At 65.1% G+C, this 15,425-nt stretch carries 12 protein-coding genes; 5 read left to right on the plus strand and 7 right to left on the minus strand.

All coding sequences use genetic code 11. From position 1 onward, the window contains the following. Nucleotides 1-83 precede the first annotated feature (83 nt). From AB6N07_RS08245 to AB6N07_RS08255, 3 genes are all read right to left on the minus strand, one after another. Nucleotides 84-668, minus strand: coding sequence for an invasion associated locus B family protein (locus AB6N07_RS08245; protein ID WP_370677324.1), 585 nt, complete (start codon nt 666-668; stop codon nt 84-86). Nucleotides 669-759: 91 nt separating this feature from the next. Further along, a complete protein-coding gene (locus tag AB6N07_RS08250) occupies nt 760-5,907 on the minus strand; it encodes an autotransporter domain-containing protein (RefSeq protein ID WP_370677325.1) in 5,148 nt (1,715 codons plus the stop codon). 414 nt (nt 5,908-6,321) lie between these two features. Then, complete coding sequence (locus tag AB6N07_RS08255) at nt 6,322-6,696, minus strand: winged helix-turn-helix transcriptional regulator (RefSeq protein WP_370677326.1); 375 nt, start codon at nt 6,694-6,696, stop codon at nt 6,322-6,324. A gap of 108 nt (nt 6,697-6,804) precedes the next feature. Between AB6N07_RS08255 and AB6N07_RS08260 the strand changes: the two genes are divergently transcribed. Next, complete coding sequence (locus AB6N07_RS08260; protein WP_370677327.1) at nt 6,805-7,404, plus strand: nitroreductase family protein; 600 nt, start codon at nt 6,805-6,807, stop codon at nt 7,402-7,404. 20 nt (nt 7,405-7,424) lie between these two features. After that, complete coding sequence (locus AB6N07_RS08265) at nt 7,425-7,829, plus strand: ester cyclase (protein WP_370677328.1); 405 nt, start codon at nt 7,425-7,427, stop codon at nt 7,827-7,829. Nucleotides 7,830-7,860: 31 nt separating this feature from the next. On the opposite strand, the gene AB6N07_RS08270 is transcribed toward AB6N07_RS08265, so the two are convergent. Then, nucleotides 7,861-8,466 (minus strand): NIPSNAP family protein, encoded by a 606-nt coding sequence (locus AB6N07_RS08270; RefSeq protein WP_370677329.1) that lies wholly within the window; start codon nt 8,464-8,466, stop codon nt 7,861-7,863. A 193-nt stretch (nt 8,467-8,659) separates the two neighbouring features. Further along, entirely contained in the window at nt 8,660-9,262 is a 603-nt protein-coding gene (locus AB6N07_RS08275; RefSeq protein WP_370677330.1) for a TetR/AcrR family transcriptional regulator, read from the minus strand. A 99-nt stretch (nt 9,263-9,361) separates the two neighbouring features. Here AB6N07_RS08275 and AB6N07_RS08280 point away from each other — a divergent pair, with 99 nt between their 5' ends. Then, nucleotides 9,362-11,485, plus strand: a complete 2,124-nt coding sequence (locus tag AB6N07_RS08280; protein ID WP_370677331.1) for a phytoene desaturase family protein — start codon at nt 9,362-9,364, stop codon at nt 11,483-11,485. A gap of 75 nt (nt 11,486-11,560) precedes the next feature. Continuing rightward, a complete protein-coding gene (locus AB6N07_RS08285; protein ID WP_370677332.1) occupies nt 11,561-12,739 on the plus strand; it encodes an integrase core domain-containing protein in 1,179 nt (392 codons plus the stop codon). A gap of 240 nt (nt 12,740-12,979) precedes the next feature. On the opposite strand, the gene AB6N07_RS08290 is transcribed toward AB6N07_RS08285, so the two are convergent. Both AB6N07_RS08290 and AB6N07_RS08295 read right to left on the minus strand, forming a co-directional pair. Continuing rightward, nucleotides 12,980-13,705, minus strand: a complete 726-nt coding sequence (locus tag AB6N07_RS08290; RefSeq protein ID WP_370677333.1) for an outer membrane protein — start codon at nt 13,703-13,705, stop codon at nt 12,980-12,982. Nucleotides 13,706-14,425: 720 nt separating this feature from the next. After that, complete coding sequence (locus AB6N07_RS08295; protein ID WP_370678206.1) at nt 14,426-14,662, minus strand: hypothetical protein; 237 nt, start codon at nt 14,660-14,662, stop codon at nt 14,426-14,428. 387 nt (nt 14,663-15,049) lie between these two features. Between AB6N07_RS08295 and AB6N07_RS08300 the strand changes: the two genes are divergently transcribed. Next, entirely contained in the window at nt 15,050-15,364 is a 315-nt protein-coding gene (locus tag AB6N07_RS08300; RefSeq protein ID WP_370677334.1) for a YiiD C-terminal domain-containing protein, read from the plus strand. Nucleotides 15,365-15,425: the final 61 nt, after the last annotated feature.

Below are 15,425 nucleotides of genomic sequence, written 5' to 3' on the forward strand. Positions count from 1 at the left end.
GAGGCCGGCGTCGTGAAGCAGGCCGAAGACCGCGCAGGCGCCGCTCGTCTTTTTGCGATTGAACGGCGTCCGTCCCTTTTGGACTAGTTATCCTTTTGGAGGGCGGCGACGGCCTGCGGCAGGCCACGCGGGGAGATTGGCACGGCGATCGTCTGCCCGTTCGCATCGCGGAAGCTGAGCGTCCCCGAGGTCTCGGCAGCAAGCAGCATCTTCAGTTGATCGGCCTTGAGCTCCATGTCGGCGAAACAGGCCACCGGCAAGCAACGACGAAGTTCGGGCGTCAGAGTGATCGGCTTCGCCCCCGGCATGCTCACTTTTATCTCACTGGGAAAGCTCAGGTTGACCGGTAGCGCGGCTGTCAGGTGCAGGCCGTCATCATTGGGCAGGCGGCCGATGGCGATCTGGGTGGTCGGCGCCCGTTGACTTTCCATTTGCGTCATCTGCACCACCTCGCAGACCTTACCGGCTTTGGCGTCTTCGCCGATCCGCTGGCAACGCAGGGTCCAGTCGCCATAGGTCGCGGTGGTGGAGCCCGGCTCGGCGCCGACGGGGAGGGCCTTGGCTTGGTCGGCCGGGGGCTTGGCAGCCGCCGGCGGTTCCTGCGCAAAACAGCCGCCTCCCCATGCGATCGAGCTCACAGCAAACAGGATGACAGAAAAGCGCTTCATTGCAAAAAACCTCACTGAGCCGGCATGACCGCGATCAACACAAGCGAACTCAAGGTTCCCCGTCGGCAGCTTGGTCGCTTCTTTGGTCGCTTCAGAACTTCCATTTGAAATCGGCGCGTGCCGTCTGCTCTGTTACCCGATTGCCGAACTGCCCACCGTAGGACACCCCGAGCGTCGCTGAGCGGCCAACCTCGACATCGAGGCCGACATCGGCCGCCAAGGCATCGCGGGCGATTGCAACACCCGAGACGGAGAAGGGCGAAGATCCCACGAAACGCTGAACGAGAGATGGCGTCGTGTCGCCGAAGGCGTGGCGCCAAGCGAGCGAGCCGCGCAAAGTCAGTGCTGAGCCGGAGACGGTTATATCCTTGGACGCGCGCATCCCGAGCGTGGTGTAGCCGAGATCGCTGCTCCAACTATCGGTCGTCAGCGCGGCGGCACCGCCCTGTTCGCTATGATCGCCGATTTCGCCATGCACGTAGTCGGCACCGAGGAACGGTTCCAAATTGGCGGCGTCAAGATGGATGCCGTAGCCGAGTTCGCCGAAAACACGGCCGGTGGTACCGGTATAATGCGCGGTCAGCTCTTCATCGAGGGTGGAGGTCGAGATCGACCGGGTGGTCGCGAAGTCGCGGACGGTCAGCGTGGCGCCGGTTCGAAGCCCGAGCGCACCCCATTGCCGACCACCGTAGACACCCAAATGGTAGTCGTTGGTATCGGCCTCTGACGACAGGCCGTCCTCGGAAGCATGGCCACGGGCATATCCGGCGAGGATGCCAACGCGGACGTCACCGTTGAACACCGGAGCGTCGCCACCCACCAGGAAACCGCCGAGGGCGCTGGAAAGGCCTGCGCTGTTGCCGTCACCGCTGGCGCGGCTCCAGGAGCCGAGGGCGCGCGACCACATGGTCAAGTCGGTCGATGTGGGCTCGGTGCTCGCCGGACGCGAGGATGCGACCGTGTCGAAGGCCGTCCGGATGCGATCGATGGCGACGCTCTCGACGATCCGAGTGTCGGTGATCATCTGGCCGGCGAGGGAGGCGTGGAGTTCACCCGACAGAAGGTCGAAGGTTCGCTGAGCGTCGTCAACGGTCTGGGTCGCCGCGACGGCACTTGCAAGCGTGCCGCCCTGGTCGATCGTGTCGAGCGCTGCGGCGGTCGCGATTTGGTTCCGGGTCGCCGCGGCGGAGGCGAAGGTCCGCGACTTGGTGACGTCGATATAGACCGCGTTGGCGTCGTAATCGAGCGCCGCTGTCGCAAATAGAGACAGCGTACCGTTGAACGAGGTGTATGCGCCGCTGATGCCACCCGCTGCGGTCAGGATCGTGTAGCGGCTGCCTATGCTATAGCCGCTGCTTGTTGAGGCGACCGACACGCTTCCGGCGAGCGCCGCCGTGCCACCGACCACGATGCGATCGCTGGCGCCCGATGCACCGAGCTCGACCGAATAGGTCGATCCGGCCGACTGAACATAATTGCCGGTGATGGTCAGCGTGCCAATCGAATTGCCCGGCGCGATGGTGCCGCCGCTCTGGACCGTCACACTGGCCACGGTGCCCGAACCCTTGAGGGTGCCCTCGCTATTGACCTCGACGCCGCCACCGAGGGTGCCGTTGACCGACAGCGTGCCGTTGTCGACGCTGGTCGTGCCGGTGAAGCCGGCCGAGCTTCCGGTGAGGTAGAGGGTGCCGTCACCGGTGACGACATAGGTGCCGGTGCCGGTGATCGCGCCGCTCTGGGTCGCCCTGCCGCTGGCAATGGTGAGGGTCGCAGTTCCGGTGACGTCTATCGCGTTGGCAACGGTGATGCCGTCCGTATAGGCGAGGGTACTGGTGCCGGCGAGGGTGATGGTGCCGGTGCCGGCGGCGGTCGAGGAGCCCAGCGTCAGCGTGCCGCCGGAGACCGTGGTGCCCCGGGAATAGCTGTTGGCGCCGGAAAGCGTCAGGGCACCGGCATAGAGTTCGAGCGAACCCGCGCCCGAGATTTGGGCGGCCACCGTATCCGAACCGGTGAAGTTGAACACCAGCCGGCCATTGCCCGACCCGAAGGTGATCGCCGGGACGTCGAGCGTGCCGGCCGCGACCGCTGCGTCGCCCGCCGCCGCGCCGACGTTGAGCACGCCGGTCGAGGTGCTGCCCCAACCGATGACCAGCCCCGAGGCGACGATCGTCGCGCCATCGGAAATGGTCAGCGTGCCGTCACCATCGGTGCCGACGAACAGCCGGCCCGTGGTCGTCCAGGTCGTGCCGGCCCCGGACATGACGACTGTGCCGGAAGATCCTGCTTCGTTGCCGAGATAGGAGCGGTTGGACGACAGCGTTGCGCCGCCGGTCAGCGTGAGCGAGCCGGTGCCGAAACGGCCGACGTTGAAGTCGCTCGATGCGACCATGCTCGAACCCTCACCGGTCAGCACCATGGTGCCGCTCGACCCGGCGAGATCGCCGAGGATCGCCTGGAGGCTCGACACCGAGCCACCGGCTGAGATGGTGATCGTGCCGTTTGAACCGGTGTTGTGGCCGACGAGGAGGTCGCCGGACATGGTCCAGGCCGAGCCACTTCCGGTAATGGTGGCACTGCTGGTCGAACCGCTCTCGGTCGCGACATAGCCATCGGTCGAGGTCACGGCGCCACCGGCGGAGACCGTCAGCGTGCCATCGCCCTGATTGCCGATGTAGAGAACGCCGGTGTTGGCCCAACGGCTGCCCGAGCCGGTGATCAGGGCCGTGCCTGTCCCTGTCGAATTCCAGCCGACGATCCCGCCGGTGGAGGAAACCGTGCCGCCGGCCGAGACGGTCAACGAGCCGGTGCCCGATGTGCCGACGCCGATCCGATCCGACAGGGTCCAGGTCGAGCCGCTGCCGGAGATTGTGGCCGTACCGGTCGATCCGGCGACATCGCCCAAACGCGCCGTCGTGCTGGTGACCGTGCCGCCGGTCGAGATGGCGAGCGTGCCGTTGCCCGCGGTGCCGGGATCGGCCGCATCGCCGCCAATCGATATCGCGCCGGTCGACCAGGAAGAACCGGATCCGGACACAGTCGCCGACGAGGTGGAATGCCGGCCGATCACCGCGCCGGCGCTGGTGAGGGTGCCCGCGGAATCAACCGCCAGCGTCGCATTGCCGTAGAGGCCGACGAAGAGCTCGTCGCTCGTCGTCCAGGACGATCCAGCGCCGGTCACACGCACGCTGCTGGTGCTCGACGACGCCAGATTGCCGATGGCGCCGATCGTGCTGGTGACCGTGCCGCCAGCCGAGACCGTCATCGTACCGACGCCGCCGCCACCGACATAGAGCGCCCCGCTGTTGGTCCAGGTCGAACCGTTGCCGGCGATGGTGGCCGAGCCGGACGAGCCGATCCCGTCGGCGATGTTGGCGCGGGTGTCGACGACGGTGCCGCCGCCGGAGATCGCCAGCGAACCGGTGGCCGAGCCGGCGTATCCGACGTAGAGCATGCCGGTATCGGTAAACTTGGATCCGCTGCCGGAGACGACGAGCGAACCGGTACTGCCGGCGCCGGCGGCGATGTAGGTCTCACCGCTCGTCACCTGACCGCTGGTGACGACGTTGAGCGTGCCGTTGCCTCCGTTGCCGAGATAGAGCGCGTTGGCGTTGGTCCAGGTGCTGCCACTGCCGGAAACGGTCACTGTGCCGGTGCTGCCGGCGTTCCAACCGATCAGGGCATTGTCGGAGGTGAGCGTCGCGCCCGCCGAAACCGTGAGGGTCCCTGTGCCCGAAACACCGACGCCGAGGCGACCGTCGACCGTCCACGCCGAGCCGGCTCCCGCCACCTCCGCCGTGCCGTTCGATCCACCGGTCGAGGCGATGCCGGCGGCGCCGGTGGTCAGCGATCCTCCGGTGACGACCCGCAGCGTGCCGTCGTCGGTGAGCGGTGTGCTGCCGAGGGAGAGAGAGCCGTCGTTCTCGACCTTCAACAGGCCGCCGTTGCCGACGACGAAGGAGGCCAGCCCGGAGATGGTCGCACTGCCGCCGGCGACGTCGAAGGTGCCGGTATTGGTGAAGGTGGTGGTGCCGGTGCTCGTCCACGATGCGCCGGTTACGCCCGAGGGCAGCAGGTTCCACGTTCCGCTGTTGGTGATGGTGTTGGTGCCGCCCGTGGTGGTGAAGCCACCATTGACGGTGCCGGAATTGCTGAAGGAGCCGGTGCCGGTGGCGGAGAGCGCGACCGCGACCGGATTGGACGTCGCCGTGGCGGTGATGGTGCCGGAGTTGGTGACGGAGACGTTGCCGGCCGCGCTGGTGGCACTGATGCCGCCGAGGCCGGAGACCGAGCCGGCGTTGTCGACCGTTACCGTCCCGGACACGGTTTTCGCGTAGATGGCGACATCGTCGCGCGCCAGGATGTCGCCGGTGAGCGTGTTGGTGACGGAGACATCGCCGGAGGTCTGCGCGATCGCCTGGATGCCATTGTGACCGGACCCGGCATCGGTGATCGAGGTGTCGTCGTAGGCCCGAAGCGTACCGGAGTTGGTGATGGTGACGTTACCGGTTTCGCTCAGCGCCTGGATGGCGTTGTCGTCGCGGGCCGTGGCCGTGCCGGAGTTGGTGATGACGACGTCGCCGGCGCTTGACCAGGCAACCAAGCCCTGGCGGGTCGCCGACGTGACCGTCCCCGTGTTGGTAACGCTCGCGGTGCCGTTGTAGGCGATGGCGCGCGCGCCCGCGAGATAGGCTGAAACCGTGCCGTTGTTGGTGATCGACACGAGGGTCGGCGAACCGGTGGTGCCGCTGCCGTCCGCGTAGAGGCCGCGATCATTGGTCGAGGTGACGGCGCCATTGTTGACGACGGTGACGTGGCCGAGGTTCGACGTCGCCGTGATGCCCGGACCGTCGGTGGCGGTGACCGTGGCAGCGCTGGTGACGGAGATGTCGCCGGAGACGTCGTTGCGCAGCCAGATCGCGCCGAAGCCGCCGACAGCGGTGATGTTCACCGTGGGGGCGATGTCGACCGTCAGCGTATGATCCGGGGCGAAGGTCTCCGAATAGACCGCGCTGTAGTCCGTACGGTTGATGGTCGTCGCGCCGGTGATCGTCAGAGTCTGGCTGGTCGGCGTCGCCGACGTCGAACTCGGCGCGATTTCGATGCTCTTGGTGGTCTCGTCGGAGACCGTCAGCGACGACGAGCCCGATCCAGTCAGAACCTGGATGGAATTCGCGTCGCAGTTGCTCGACGTCACGTTGCCCGTCGTCGTGCACGTAGCGAAAACCGGACCGCCTGACATGGCCAATGACGCCATACTCAAGAGAGCCAATCGACGAACGCCCCTCTGCCCTCGTTTCAGGACCATCGGGTTAGCGCCCCTTCAAATATAGTTACCGAATCATTATCCGCACATTTAGCAATGAGCATGGGCCCGTGCAAGTAGAAACACGTTGTTGCAACACTTTGGCAGAATGTGATTTTTTGGGCTCTCCAAGCAGGTCTTTGCCTGTTTCATGAGGAGCCGGCTTTTATGAAGGTTGGCGATGGAAACAGATTGGCGGAGATCGTGTCCCACAGCGTGATATCCTGCGACATGGCTGGGCAAACGCCGCCGAATGGCGCGCGGCTTTGATGATCTATCCAAGACACATTGCGCCGACACTGCCGCCAGCGCAGCCAAATCCCTTTTCGCAGCTCGATAGCGCCTACCTTATTATGCGCTGGGACGCCCGGCGGACCGCGATTGCCGTATGGCCTCATGATTGGATTCGGCCCACGCCTTCATCAGGTTGACCGGCACGAGCAACGATATGCCGAGCGGTGTTAGCGTGTATTCCACTCGCTGGGGAACGACCGGATAGACCGTTCGCTTCACCAGCCCATCCAGTTCCAGCCGTCTGACCGTTTGCGAAAGCATCCTTTGGGAGATGTCGGGTATGCTTCTCCGAAGCTCGGAGAACCGCATTGTTCCTTGCTCGAGAAAGAGGAGCACCAACATGCTCCAGCGGTCCGACACCCGATGAAGCACGTCGCGGATCGGACAGTCTTCGAGGTTGTTTTCGATTGTTTCCATGCTGGTGTCGATCAACCCGGTTACCACGCGGTAACCAGGTAATATCTCGCTCCCTTTCTTGCGTGACTGGCGCCGTCTCAATAGCTTGAATGAGATGGTAACAAAAAGGAAGCAGGTTCTCCGATGAGCATAAACCCACCGTCTCGCATCGCCGATTATCCCATCGAGGATTTCTTCACCGCCCGCTGGTCGCCGCGGGCCTTCGCGATGGACACGGTATCGGAACAGGAATTGCTGGGCCTGCTGGAAGCGGCACGCTGGGCGCCATCGGGCCTCAATGCCCAGCCGTGGCGTTTCGTCTACAGCTTTCGTGGCGAGGCCGCATTCGATGCGATTCTGGCCTCGCTGTGGGAAGGTAATCAGGTTTGGGCGAAGAACGCCTCGGCTCTGATCGCCGTGGTAGCCAAGACGACGCTGATCCCGCCGGGAGCCGACAAGGAAGTTCCCAACCCGTCCTATAGCTTCGACGCAGGCGCGGCCTGGGGCTATTTCGCGGTCCAGGCCCATTTGCGCGGCTGGTCCTCGCATGCCATGGGCGGTTTTGATGCCGCGCGCGCCGCCGAGGCCATCGGAATGCCGGATGGATACGCCATGCAGGCTGTCGTTGCCATCGGCAAGAAGGGAAGCGTCGATGCTCTTCCGGAGGTGCTCCGAAAGCGCGAGGTGCCAAGCCCCCGCCGTCAAATCACCGACTCCGCCTTTCGCGGCAAGTTCGCCGTTTGAGCCGACATGGATGGGCACCAATGATGAGCGAGCATAACAAGATGATCGTCCGCAGGCTGGTGGAGGAGGTCCAGGTCGGTGGCGACTTCGAGGTCTTCGACGCCCTGATGCACCCCGATTTCGTGGATCACACGCCCTCACCGGGTTTCGCACCCACCAAGGACGGCGCGAGAGACCTGTACCATGTCTTCCGAGCGGCCTTTCCCGACATGACCGCGACGATCGAGTTCCAGCTCGCCGAGGGCGATCTCGTCACCACACGCAAGATCTATGTCGCCACCCACAAGGGAGCGTTCCTCGGCGTCGCGCCGACCGAGCGGTCGGTGACGTTCGACGTGATCGACGTGTTGAGGGTCAAGGCAGACGTCATCACCGACCACTGGGGCGTGATGAACATCATGAAGCTGATGGCGCAGATCAGTTGAGGGGGATGACGTAAACCTGCCGGAGGTGGCGTCACTCGCCCTCGGGCAGCGCGATGGTCGACGTTGCCTCGAGGATGTTGTCCGGGCCGCCCTTGGGTGGCCAGAGGCCGGCTGAGTAAGCGGCGGCTCGCAGCGCGGCGCGTTGGGCCAGGCTGTCGAAGCCCCAGATGTGGGTGATGCGGGGCGGGCCGTCGAGCGCATACATGTTGATCAGCAGGTGCGCTGTGTAGTCGCGGGCCGGCGCGATCGCTGCTTCCCAGCCGGCCAGCGTCGCCGGCAGGCCGCCGGGCTTCTGCTTGTAGGTGCGGACTTCGTAGACCGCGTCATGGGTGGCGCGCGCCGGCGGCAGGAAGGCAAAGGGGCTGTAGCTGTCCATCTCCAGGCCCGTTACCACGCCGCCGCCGTTGAACGGATTGGCGCTCAACAACGCGCGTTGCCGCTCCCGGCGCAGGGTGTCGGCGTCATTGAAGCGGCGCAGGACTAGCAGGCGCCCGAGCGGGCCGATCTCCGTGCGCCAGCAACCCAAAAGCGTGCCGGCGGCCTCGGGCATCGAAACCCAGGCCCGCGCCGCTTTGGCCACCTCCGATATGGACAGAAGCGGCGCCGCCAGTGTCGTGAGTTCGTAGAGTTCGCGCATCGGGTGGATCTCCGTCGACAAAAGGCGTGGGCGGCTTCGGTGATGGTCGAGTTTTTGATGAGAGCCAGGTCTGAGGGGTGATGGCGATAACGATGCGCCACGATGGGCGATGAAGATAGGTCTTCCGGGGCGATCGCTCTATTGTGATCGCCGCCAGGGCGGTCCGAGGGGGCGCCCCCGACCGCCGCCCCCGTCATGAGGCGATGATCCGTCGGACGGCTTCGACGGCCATGTCGGCGCTGACTGCGATTTCCTCATCGGTGGGCGCGTTGGTGGCGCCGACGATCTGCCAGACGTGGCTTTCGCCGACCAGCACCCCGAAGAAGGCGCGCATGGCGAGGTCGGCGTCCTGAGGCTTCAGCACGCCGGCCGCGATGGCCTTGCCGATGAACGTCCGCACCGAGGCGCCCACCGGCCCGGCGCCGGCCTCGTGGATGGCCTTGCCGAGTTCGTTGACGCGGCCGGCTTCCGAGGCGGCCAGACGGAAGAGGGCGGTTCTGTAAGGCTGGCAGAGATCGGCGGCGAAGCGGCGGCCGAACTTGCCGAGCAGGTCGAGGAAAGCGTCCACGGTATCGGGGCTGCCGAGGTCGTCGGCGAAGGGCAGCGTGGTGGAATAGGCGCGCACCATGGCCGCCAGCAGCCCCTCCTTGCTCTCGAAGTGATCGTAGAGATCGCGCTTGGAGACACGGGCCAGCTTGGCGATCTCCGCCGTGGTCGCGCCGGAAAAGCCCTTCGTTGCAAACACATCGGCCGCGGCCTCCAGGATGGCTGTTCGTCGTTCGTCGTCGCTTGTCACGGCGGTCTCTTTTGCTCCATTTTATTGGTACCCATCAGTACCAAAGCATGTTATAGAGATTGGTACCACGTAGTACCAACCTATTCGAGCGGTCATTTCATGAAAACGCTTCTCCTGGTCAAGCTGGCCTTTCTGCCGGCTATTGTCTTCTCCATCCTGACGGCGCTCGGCTATCGCCTGGCGGCGCTCGATGTGGCGGCGGTGATTTCCGTGCTCCTCGTCGCCCGCAATGTCGAGCGCGGGCGGAGCCGGCCGCTTGAAACCATGCTGCTGCTGACGCTCTCCGGCTCGGCGATCGTCACCTACCTCGGCTATGATCTGACCGATCAATCGGTGGCCCTGCAGCTCCTGGGGCAAGCGGTTGGCGGCCTCTACGCCGCGGCGAGGGGACGGCCGTGGACATCGGACTATTCCTCCGTCCAGTTTCCGAACGCCGCCGCAAGCCCGGCCTTCAAGGCGATCAACACCATCCTGTCCACGCTGTGGATCGTGCTGTTCCTGGCTCTTGCGGCGCTCTCCTGGTGGCATGTCGAGGGCTGGTGGACGACGGGGATCGCGGTGGCCGGCATCGCCCTCAGCATCTGGGGCCCGAAGGTGATGATCCGGCTGATCGTCGGGCGGACGATCGCCGCCCGCCAGCGCCAGCACTGGCCGCGCCCGAGTTTCGAGGGCAAGGCGCCCGGCGAATATGATGTCGCCGTGGTCGGCGGCGGCCTCGGCGGGCTGGTGTCCGCCGCGCTGCTGGCCGACGCCGGGCTGAAGGTGATCGTCGCCGAACAGCACGTCGTCCCCGGCGGCTACTGCCAGCACTGGATCCGCAAGGTTCGCCACGCCGGCGCCGTGCGCGCCTTCCGCTTCGATGGCGGCCTGCACGACTTTTCCGGCGTGCGCGACGGCGGGGCGATCACCGGCCTGCTCGCCCGGCTGGGCATCACGCTCGACTGGGTGCGCATCGGCCACTCCAACTGGCGCGACGGCGCGTCCGTTGCGGTGCCGCAAGACTGGCGGGAGTATGCGCGCCAGCTCGGCGAGGCGTTTCCCGGCAGCGCCGAGGGCATCGCGGCCGTGTTCGAAACCATGCGCAAGGTGAGCGAGGAGATGCGCTCCCTCGGCAAGGGCCATTGTTCGGTGCCGATGCCGCCGCGAACCGTGTCGGCCATGCTGGCCTTCCAGCGCGACAACCCCACCGCCATGGCCTGGATGAACAAGCCGTTTGGCGATCTGCTCGCCACCTTCGTTCCGGATGAAGGCGCCCGGCGGGTGCTGAGCGGCCTCACCGGCTATCTCACCGACAAGGCGGACGAGCTGACGGTGGGCAACATGGCGCCGATCTTCGGCTACTATTTTTACGGCGGCTTCTATCCCAAAGGCGGGTCGGGTAGCGTGTCCGAGGCGCTGGCCGACGCCATCCGCCAGCGGGGCGGCGAGGTGCTGCTGCGCGCGCCGGTGCGCTCCATCCTGGTGGAGGCCGGTCGCGCCGCTGGTATCGAGCTTCAGGACGGTCGCCGCATCAAGGCGCGGGCGGTGATTTCCAACGCCGACCTCAAGGCGACGTGCCTCAACCTGTTGCCCGAAGGGGCGCTGCCCGACGACTTCCGGCGCCGCATGCTCGGGGCCGAGCCCGCCGCCTCGGCCTTCATGGTGCATCTCGGCCTGGACATGCAGCCCGACCTCGCGGCGATGAGCAGGGTCGTTGGCGAGGATGGCCTTGCCGTCGGCGTGATCTCGGCGACGGTGGCCGACCCGACCGGCGCTCCGGACGGCTACGGCACGCTGACGCTGCTCACCCTGGTGCCGCAAAGCGAGGCGGCGAGCTGGTTTGCCGGCACGGATGCCAGCGATCCCGACTTCGAGGCGCTGCGCACCAGCAACTCCTATATCGACCGCAAGGCGGCCGTCGGCGACCGGATGATCGCCGCCGCCAGCCGCCTGGTGCCCGGCCTCACCGACCACATCGTGCTGAGAGAAGACGCCTCGCCCGTCACCTTCGCCCGTTACGACCGGGCGAGCGGCGGCGCCATCTACGGCCTGGCGCGCGCCGATCGCCTCGCGGGACCGCAAACGCCGCTGTCGGGCCTCTACGTCGCCGGATCCGGCAACATCGGCCCAGGTGCCGAGGCGGCGTTCATCTCCGGCGCCTGGACGGCGGAGGCGATTGTGCCGGGGGTGCTGAGGGAAGGGGCGGTGGGGTTGTACGAACCGGCGACATCCCTGACAGAGTAGACCGGCGACATCCTTGACAGTTATCGACGTCGGCAGAGGAGGGCTCTGCCGATGCCGTGGAAGGAAACGTCAAGGATGGACGAGAAACTTTTCTTCATCGCGGACTGTCTTCGGGAGGAAGAGCCGATGACGGTTATCTGTGCGCGCCATGGCATCAGCCGGCAGACGGGTTATGAGCTGAAGCGGCGCTATTTGGCTTCAGGTGTTGCTGGGCTGGAAGAGCGGTCTCGGGCGCCGCATCATCGACCACAGACGACGCCTGATATGATCGTCGATTTGCTGGTCGATTTGCGCCGAGAGCATCCCCGGTGGGGTCCGAAAAAACTGCTGCCGATCTTGCGGAAACGCCATCCGAGCATAGTGTTTCCAGCGGTCAGCACGGCTGGCGACATCCTCAAACGGGCAGGATTGATCGAAGAGACGCGCCGACGTCGGCGGCCCATTGCCGTGGAGCGCCCGTTCAATGCAGTCGAGCAGCCGAACGACACTTGGTGCATCGATTTCAAGGGCTGGTTCAGGACGCGCGACGGCACTCGGTGCGACCCGCTGACAGTGACCGACGCCTTCAGTCGCTACCTGCTGATCTGCGAGATCATGCCGGAGCAGACGGAAGCTGTGCGGGTTGCTGTCGACTGCCTGTTTAGCGAATACGGGTTGCCGCTCGCCATGCGAAGTGACAATGGGGCGCCCTTTGGAGGAAGCGGTCCCGCTGGGCTAAGCCGATTGTCGGTTCATTGGCTGAAGCTGGGTCTTCGGCTGGAGCGGATCGCTCCGGGCAAGCCCCAGCAAAACGGCCAGCATGAGCGGATGCACAAGACCCTGAAGGAGGACACAACCCAGCCGCCCGCCGACACGGCAGCGGAACAGCAGCAGCGCTTCGAGGCGTTTCGCCGCCTCTACAATACCGAACGGCCGCACGAGGCGCTGGATCAGACTCCGCCGGCTGACCATTACCGGTCGTCGCCACGGTCGATGCCAAGCCGGGTCGAAGAGCCCTGGTACGACGCCAATCATGAGGTTCGCCGGGTGCGGACCAGCGGTGAGATTAAATGGCGTGGAGGAACTTACTTCGTCTCCGAGACCCTTGTCGGCGAACCCGTCGGCATCACGGAGACCGCTTCGGGCCACAGCGTCGTACGATTCGCCGGGATAGATCTCGGCATCATCGACCCGCGGAAGGAACGGTTCCAACCGTTCACCCCACCGCGGCCGGGCCGTCGCAATGCCGAGAAAACGCCAACGGCCGCCGAATAAGGCGCCAAGCGAAGGGGCCGTGGCGGTCTCTGGTCGGAGCTGCCGCTCCTCCCGCCGTCCACTACGGCCCCTTCGCTCCTTGACAGGCGCGAACAACACATGAACCCTGTCAAGGATGTTCCCGGTCGCTCAGGGTGAGGGGCGGATGTGGGGCGCGCGACATCGGCGGCACCCGAGCAAGGAAAAGACCGGCCGGATTGCTCCGACCGGTCCCGATGTTGCGAGGAAAACCGCTCAGCCTCAGAATTTCATGCCAAGGCCGACGTTGACGACATGCTGCGCCAGTTTCTCGTCCAAACTGCCGAATTGCCGCTCGAAGAACGCGTTGTAGCGATATTCGGCGCGAGCGAAGATGTTGTCGGTGAGGGCATAGTCGGCGCCGGCGCCGACCGTCACGCCTTGGAAGTTCTCGTGAAAGGTGCCGACCGCGACGGTCGTATCGGCCTTGTCGACGACGCGCGTCGCCACCCAGCCGCCGGTCGTGTAGAGCTGTAGCCTGTCGAAGGCATAGCCGACGCGGGCGCGAATGGACCCCGACCAATCGGTACTGATCTTTTCCTGGCCAATATAGGTGTTGGTCAAGTCGAAGGTGTTGAAGGTCTTTTCGTTGTCTCCCGTGTAGGTGATGTCGCCTTCAATGCCCAGCACCACATTATTGCCGAGCTGCTGCTGGTAACCGGCGAAAATGCTGGCGTGCGCTCCCCGAAAGTCCTCGGTACGCCCAAAGAACTTGGAGCCGTCGGCTTGGATCAGATTGCCGCCGCCGGTCGCGCCGAACTCGAAACCGGTCCAATCGATCGTCCGGGTGGTTTGCGGTACATCTGGAATACTGGGCCGCAGCGTTTCAAGATCCGCGGCGGAAGCAGCCGATATTGTGAGAGCGCGGCCGCGGCAGCAAAAACAAAACGCATGAATTTCCCCTTCCCAAGGTGGTCGGTGACTGCCTTGACCGTCGAGCCCGCGCAAGGGCCGTCATCGACCCGACGCTCGCGTCGACCGGCCCAGCTCCGAACCCCGGCGAAGTATCTGGTTACAAATTAAGGTTGATGCCGGGTTAAGGTTGTCCGCGAAAGCGGTGCACCCACTACGATTATCGCTTCGGTAATAATGCGGATAACGGCGGGTGCCGAGACGCGGCATGGGGCTTGGCTGCCCACCTGCAAGCGCCGCCGGCCACCAAAAAGCAGTGCCGTTCACCTCCGCGCGGCGAGCGCTGAATCCGCGCACCCGGCCAGATCTTCCGGAGGTTGCAGGCAGGCAGACAAAGCGTTCGCCTGCCTGCCGTGAGCCGATCCTCGGCAGGGCGCACCTGATTGTGCAGATCGTCGATCAGCAGGCGTGCGCGGGCGATCTTGGCGCGTTCGGGCACGATCAGCATGTTGATGAACAGGGCCGATGTCGCGAACGGTTCGCAACGCCTCCCGCGCGGCGAGGCTGTGATCGACGCGAAGATTTCCCGCGACCGGGACGGCGTGGGGCCAGCCGTCCGGCCCCGTCAGCGGCCAGCCGCCGAGCTCGTCCGCCCGTGGGTGATTAGCCGATCGCTCCGTCCTGCCCGAGCCCCTCTTTCTCGCGCAGGGGAGGACAATCTATCGATATGTTTCTACTCTATAATTTCGCCATCGCAGGCAGGAAGGGGCGCGCGCGACATATCGGGCGCCGGACGCGATCTTCCCCCGTAAGCCCTCAGGCGCCCGAGAACTTCACCGTCACCCCGCGCTGGCGGAAGTAAGCCTGCATCAGCTTCCGACCGGAGCGGTTGCCATGTGGGATCCGAGCCGGATCGAACACGGCTTCCTTCGTGCCCTCCTGCGCCAGCGCCGCCTTGAGCGTGGCGATGTGCAGGTCGATGTCGGCATTGTCCGCCTGCAGAGATGCGTAAACCCGCTCGATGGCGTCTGCTACGGTCGGTTGGCTCACAATTGGCTCCTGTAGATTGTGTGGCGGTGGCCGCCATGTCTTTGGCCTGACCGTATCGGGGTGAAACGCTGTGACGTCAATGGGGGATGTTGGTTGGAGGGGGAGGCTTCGCTGCCCGGTTAAGTTGGATGGGGCCTTATATCAACCGCTTGGTGCCTTCTGCCTGAGGTCCCCGCCTGCGCGGGGATGACAAATTTATATAATAAAAACATGGGTATAGATTGTCATCCCCGCGCAGGCGGGGACCTCAGGCAGGATAAAGCGCGAAGGATATATCGGGCGCCGGCAGCGCCCCTCATAGACCGTGTTTTGCCCCCGAGAGGGCGTTGGGGTAGCTTGCCCCGGCGCCTTGCCCGGCAAAGCTCGCGGCGCCGGAGTGGACAAACCGAGATGGAACGACACGACCTCGAAAGCTATCTGCACGAGCAGATCCCCCTTTCCCAGGCGGTGGGGGTGTCGGTGCGGTCCGTCACCGACGGCGGCGTCACCCTTGCCGCCCCGCTCGCGCCCAACATCAATCACAAGAGCACCGTGTTCGGCGGCAGCGCCTCGCCGCTCTCCATCCTCGCGGCCTGGTCCACCCTGCATGTCCGCCTCATCGACGCCGGCCTGCGAAAGCCTGCGCGAGCGGATGCGGACGTTGGGGGCCGTACCGCCTATCGCTCGCTTATCGCCTGCAGAACGGTGGCGACGACTGATCCCTAGCATGGAGATACGCGATGAACTGGGGTGGAAGTAGGAGGAAGGGAGCGGGCTTTGTAATGCT

This window comes from Pleomorphomonas sp. PLEO (assembly GCF_041320595.1).
GTDB lineage: Bacteria > Pseudomonadota > Alphaproteobacteria > Rhizobiales > Pleomorphomonadaceae > Pleomorphomonas.

Coding starts and splice junctions, on each gene's coding strand:
- AB6N07_RS08245 (WP_370677324.1), bottom strand. CDS start 668: ATGAAGCGCTTTTCTGTCATCCTGTTTGCTGTGAGCTCGATCGCATGG.
- AB6N07_RS08250 (WP_370677325.1), bottom strand. CDS start 5,907: ATGTCAGGCGGTCCGGTTTTCGCTACGTGCACGACGACGGGCAACGTG.
- AB6N07_RS08260 (WP_370677327.1), top strand. CDS start 6,805: ATGAGCATAAACCCACCGTCTCGCATCGCCGATTATCCCATCGAGGAT.
- AB6N07_RS08265 (WP_370677328.1), top strand. CDS start 7,425: ATGATGAGCGAGCATAACAAGATGATCGTCCGCAGGCTGGTGGAGGAG.
- AB6N07_RS08270 (WP_370677329.1), bottom strand. CDS start 8,466: ATGCGCGAACTCTACGAACTCACGACACTGGCGGCGCCGCTTCTGTCC.
- AB6N07_RS08280 (WP_370677331.1), top strand. CDS start 9,362: ATGAAAACGCTTCTCCTGGTCAAGCTGGCCTTTCTGCCGGCTATTGTC.
- AB6N07_RS08285 (WP_370677332.1), top strand. CDS start 11,561: ATGGACGAGAAACTTTTCTTCATCGCGGACTGTCTTCGGGAGGAAGAG.
- AB6N07_RS08300 (WP_370677334.1), top strand. CDS start 15,050: ATGGAACGACACGACCTCGAAAGCTATCTGCACGAGCAGATCCCCCTT.